We start from the raw sequence: 4,420 nt of genomic DNA on the forward strand, positions 1-4,420 counted from the left end.
AACCGTTCCGGCCACCCTATTTTCCGGTCAGTCAGCGGGCAATTCAAGAGTCAGGCTGCAATCTCCACATACTCAACCTTGCTCACTGGAGAAGGGATTGGAAGACCATCTTCGCGCATACCTTCGATATGCAATGCGATTGCTTGCCGAATCTCCGCCTCGGCTTCAGCCACTGTCGCGCCTGTAGCGATACAGCCTGGAAGATCCGGAACATATGCTGAAAAATTCCCTTGAGCCTGTTCGATCACAATAGCGTAACGCACATTATCCTCACTTCTTTAAACGAGCTTGCTTAAATACACTATTAAGTGTGCCGGGCGCAAGTTCATCACTTGGTTTTCCTGGAACGGTTACCCGTCCCGGTATCGCTGGATGTTTGAACTGTCGATGGCTGCCGCGCGTCACAGTCAGCACCCATCCGTTCTTTTGAAGCACTCTAATCAGTTCGGATACCTTCATCCGAAAAGCATACTACCCCAATCCTGGCCTGAACTTGGCTTCCGACAGCTTCGTACCGATAAGTCGCAGTACCGACCTTAGCGTAAACTGCATATCAAAGCACGCCACACGCTTGATCGCACTTGGTACCATGTCGTCTTGGATAAATACGGTAAGGGCATCGTGGTGCTAAGCAGTTGTACAGGATTGAGTGTTCAAAGCATCGGCGACGGCATTCCCTTCGTCTGGGCGCATGGCCTGATGTCGAGCATCCAGACCGAAAACGAACTGGATTGGTTCGGATGGAAGGACATTGGCGGCGTGTGCCGCCTGATCAGGTACGACGCGCGCTGTCACGGGCACAGCCAGATGTCCCCGCTGTCCGCCGACCTGACGTGGCGCGCGCTCGGCGCCGACATGCTGGCCGTCGCCGATGCGGCGGACGCCCACGACTTTATCGCCGGCGGCATGTCGATGGGCTGCGCGACCGCGATCCATGCCGCCATCCAGGCGCCGGACCGCATCAAAGGACTGATGCTCGCGATGCCGCCCATGGTCTGGGAAACCCGCGCCGCACAGAGGGCGCTGTACCAGCGCATCGCCGGGCATGGACGCTCGCCAGGCGACCGCGCGCTTGACCGCCTGATGGGCCGCGACATGGCCCGCACCCTGCCCCAATGGCTGGTGGACGCCGCGCCCGGCCAGTCCGAGGGCCTGTCCATCGGCGTGAATGCGCTGGCGCCCGGAACGGTCCCGGCCCTGTACAAGGCCGCCAGCGAATCCGACCTCCCGCCGCGCGGTGCCTTCGGCGCGCTGGCCCACATTCCAACCCTGATCCTCGGATGGAGCGGCGACCCCCTCCATCCGGTGTCGTCGGCGCAGGAACTGCACCGCGTCCTTCCCGCCTCCGAACTGCATATCGCCGACAGCTACGCCGCCTTCCAGACTTTTCCGGCGAAGATACGCGCTTTCATCGAGCGCGTCGCACAAGCCTGAAGCTCATTCGTCGCCACGGCGAAGCAGGCTTGTACGCTTCTTCCTGGCCTTCACCGGAACGCTTTCCTCCTGCCTGGCCTTGGTGGCAGGGGGCGGCGCAACCGGCAGCGGGAAGCCCAGGAACACCATCACAAAGAAGATCGGCAGCAAGAGGAAGAACAGCGGCCGCTTCCAGTTCAGTTTTTGTTTAAGCATCAACCTCACGTTGGGACGAACCGGTGCGGCGCAAGCTTCGGACAAAAAAAGAACCGCGCCCCATCATCTGAAGCGCGGTTCTTGTGCGGCCTGGAGCGATCAGGCTGCGGGCGCTGCGTCGGCCATCGCGGGCTCCTCGAACACCAGGTTGCCGTGGCTGACGCGGATCGGAATAGTATCCTTCGGCCCGAACCTGCCCTGCAGGATCAGCTTCGACAGCGGATTCTCGATCTGGTGCTGGATGGCGCGCTTGAGCGGCCGCGCGCCATACACTGGATCGAAGCCGGCCTCCGCGATCTTCATCAGCGCCTCGTCCGAGATATCGACCTTCATCTCCAATTCGGCCAGGCGCTGTTCCAGGTGCTTGAGCTGGATCCGCGCGATGGCGCCGATGTTCTTCTCGTCGAGCGCATGGAACACCACGATCTCGTCGATCCGGTTGATGAACTCCGGACGGAAATGCGCGCGCACCTCCGCCATCACCGCCAGCTTCACCACGCCCGGGTCGTCGCTGTCCATCGACTGGATCTTGTGCGAGCCGAGGTTGGAGGTCATGATGATGACGGTGTTCTTGAAGTCCACCGTGCGCCCCTGCCCGTCCGTCATGCGGCCGTCGTCCAGCACCTGCAGCAGCACGTTGAACACGTCGTGGTGCGCCTTTTCGACCTCGTCGAGCAGGATCACGCTGTACGGCTTGCGCCGCACCGCCTCGGTCAGGTAGCCGCCCTCGTCGTAGCCCACATAGCCCGGCGGCGCGCCGATCAGGCGCGACACCGAATGCTTTTCCATGAACTCGCTCATGTCGAGGCGGATCATCGATTCCTCGGTATTGAACAGGAAGTTCGCCAGCGCCTTTGACAGCTCGGTCTTGCCGACGCCGGTAGGCCCGAGGAACATGAACGAACCATACGGTTTGCCCGGATCGGCCAGCCCGGCGCGCGAGCGGCGGATCGCATCGGCCACCGCATGGATCGCCTCGTCCTGGCCCACCACGCGCTTGTGCAGCTCGTCCTCGATGTGCAGCAGTTTGTCGCGCTCGCCCTGCATCATGCGCGACACCGGGATGCCGGTCGCGCGCGACACCACTTCGGCAATTTCCTCGGCGCCGACCTGGGTGCGCAGCAGCTTCGGCCTTGCGGTTTCGGGCTGGCTGCCGGCCGATGCCTCGGCCTGTTTCAGCTGCGCTTCGAGTTCGGGCAGCCGGCCGTACTGCAGCTCCGACATGCGCGCATAGTCGCTGCGGCGCTTGGCCTCTTCCATCTCCTGCCGCACCTGCTCGATTTCTTCCTTGATGTGGGTGGTCCCCTGCACCATCGCCTTTTCGGCCTTGAGCACTTCCTCGAAGTCGTTGTACTCGCGCTCGAGCCGCGCGATCTCTTCCTCGATCAGCTCCAGGCGCCGCCGCGAGGCTTCGTCCTTTTCCTTCTTGACGGCTTCGCGCTCGATCTTCAGCTGGATCAGGCGGCGTTCGAGCTTGTCCATCACCTCAGGCTTGGAGTCGATCTCGATCTTGATCTTGGACGCGGCTTCGTCGACCAGGTCGATCGCCTTGTCGGGCAGGAAGCGGTCGGTGATGTAGCGATGCGACAGTTCGGCCGCGGCGATGATGGCGGCGTCGGTGATTTCCACCTTGTGGTGCAGTTCGTACTTGTCCTGAAGGCCGCGCAGGATGGCGATGGTCGCCTCCACCGTCGGCTCGTCGACCAGCACCTTCTGGAAGCGCCGCTCCAGCGCCGGATCCTTCTCGACGTATTTTCGGTACTCGTCGAGCGTGGTCGCGCCGACACAGTGCAGCTCGCCGCGCGCCAGCGCCGGCTTGAGCATGTTCCCGGCGTCCATCGCGCCCTCGGCCTTGCCGGCGCCGACCATCGTGTGCATCTCGTCGATGAAGACGATGGTCATGCCTTCGTCCTGCGCCAGCTCCTTCAGCACCGCCTTCAGGCGTTCCTCGAACTCGCCACGGAACTTGGCGCCCGCCACCAGCGAAGCCATGTCGAGCGACAGCACGCGCTTGCCCTTGAGCGAATCGGGCACCTCGCCGTTGACGATGCGCTGCGCCAGCCCTTCGACGATGGCGGTCTTGCCGACACCAGGTTCGCCGATCAGCACCGGGTTGTTCTTGGTGCGGCGCTGCAGGATCTGGATGGTGCGCCGGATCTCGTCGTCGCGCCCGATCACCGGGTCGAGCTTGCCGCTGCGGGCGCGCTCGGTCAGGTCGAGCGTATACTTCTTGAGCGCTTCGCGCTGCCCTTCGGCTTCCTGCGACTGCACGCTTTCGCCGCCGCGCACGGCGTCGATCGCGGTCTCCAGCGCCTTGCGCGCCAGGCCCGACTCGCGAGCCAGGCGGCCGGCGTCGGACTTGTCCTCGGTCAGCGCCAGCAGCACCATCTCGCTGGAGATGAACTGGTCGGCGCGCTTCTGCGCTTCCTTGTCTGCAAGATTCAGCAGCGAAATGAGATCGCGGCTGACCTGGGTCTCGCCGCCGGTGCCGCTCACTTTCGGCAGGCGTTCCATGACGCCCTTGAGCGCGGCGCTCAGCCCGCCGACGTTGACCCCGGCGCGCTGCAGCAGCGAACGGGCGGCGGCGTCGTCCTGGCCCAGCAGGGCCATCAGCAGGTGGAGCGGTTCTATGTATTGGTTATCGTTTCCGACCGCCAGGCTCTGCGCGTCCGCCAGTGCTTCCTGAAGCTTGGTCGTGAGTTTGTCTTGACGCATGGTGTGGCTCCCACTGGTTTTTTACGTTACAGGCAAAATAGGGCCGCGCGGATAGTTTTCAAGATGGCATTGCCCG

General features: G+C 62.9%; 5 protein-coding genes. 1 reads left to right on the plus strand and 4 read right to left on the minus strand.

The window, feature by feature from the left end:
- Positions 1-50 precede the first annotated feature (50 nt).
- Both D3872_RS17815 and D3872_RS17820 read right to left on the minus strand, forming a co-directional pair.
- The gene (locus D3872_RS17815; RefSeq protein WP_119812070.1) at positions 51-263 is read right to left on the minus strand and encodes a type II toxin-antitoxin system HicB family antitoxin; all 213 of its coding nucleotides are present in this window, start codon (positions 261-263) and stop codon (positions 51-53) included.
- 7 nt (positions 264-270) lie between these two features.
- On the minus strand, positions 271-459 hold the full coding sequence (locus D3872_RS17820; RefSeq protein ID WP_119812071.1) for a type II toxin-antitoxin system HicA family toxin: 189 nt from the start codon (positions 457-459) through the stop codon (positions 271-273).
- 186 nt (positions 460-645) lie between these two features.
- Here D3872_RS17820 and D3872_RS17825 point away from each other — a divergent pair, with 186 nt between their 5' ends.
- On the plus strand, positions 646-1,434 hold the full coding sequence (locus D3872_RS17825) for an alpha/beta fold hydrolase (RefSeq protein WP_119812072.1): 789 nt from the start codon (positions 646-648) through the stop codon (positions 1,432-1,434).
- Positions 1,435-1,437: 3 nt separating this feature from the next.
- Here D3872_RS17825 and D3872_RS17830 read toward each other — a convergent pair whose 3' ends face one another.
- Together D3872_RS17830 and clpB are read right to left on the minus strand one after the other, a co-directional pair.
- Positions 1,438-1,629 (minus strand): hypothetical protein, encoded by a 192-nt coding sequence (locus D3872_RS17830; RefSeq protein ID WP_119812073.1) that lies wholly within the window; start codon positions 1,627-1,629, stop codon positions 1,438-1,440.
- A gap of 99 nt (positions 1,630-1,728) precedes the next feature.
- Positions 1,729-4,344, minus strand: coding sequence for an ATP-dependent chaperone ClpB (clpB, locus tag D3872_RS17835; protein ID WP_119812074.1), 2,616 nt, complete (start codon positions 4,342-4,344; stop codon positions 1,729-1,731).
- Positions 4,345-4,420: the final 76 nt, after the last annotated feature.

This window comes from Massilia cavernae (genome assembly GCF_003590855.1).
In the GTDB taxonomy this organism is placed as follows: domain Bacteria; phylum Pseudomonadota; class Gammaproteobacteria; order Burkholderiales; family Burkholderiaceae_D; genus Telluria_A; species Telluria_A cavernae.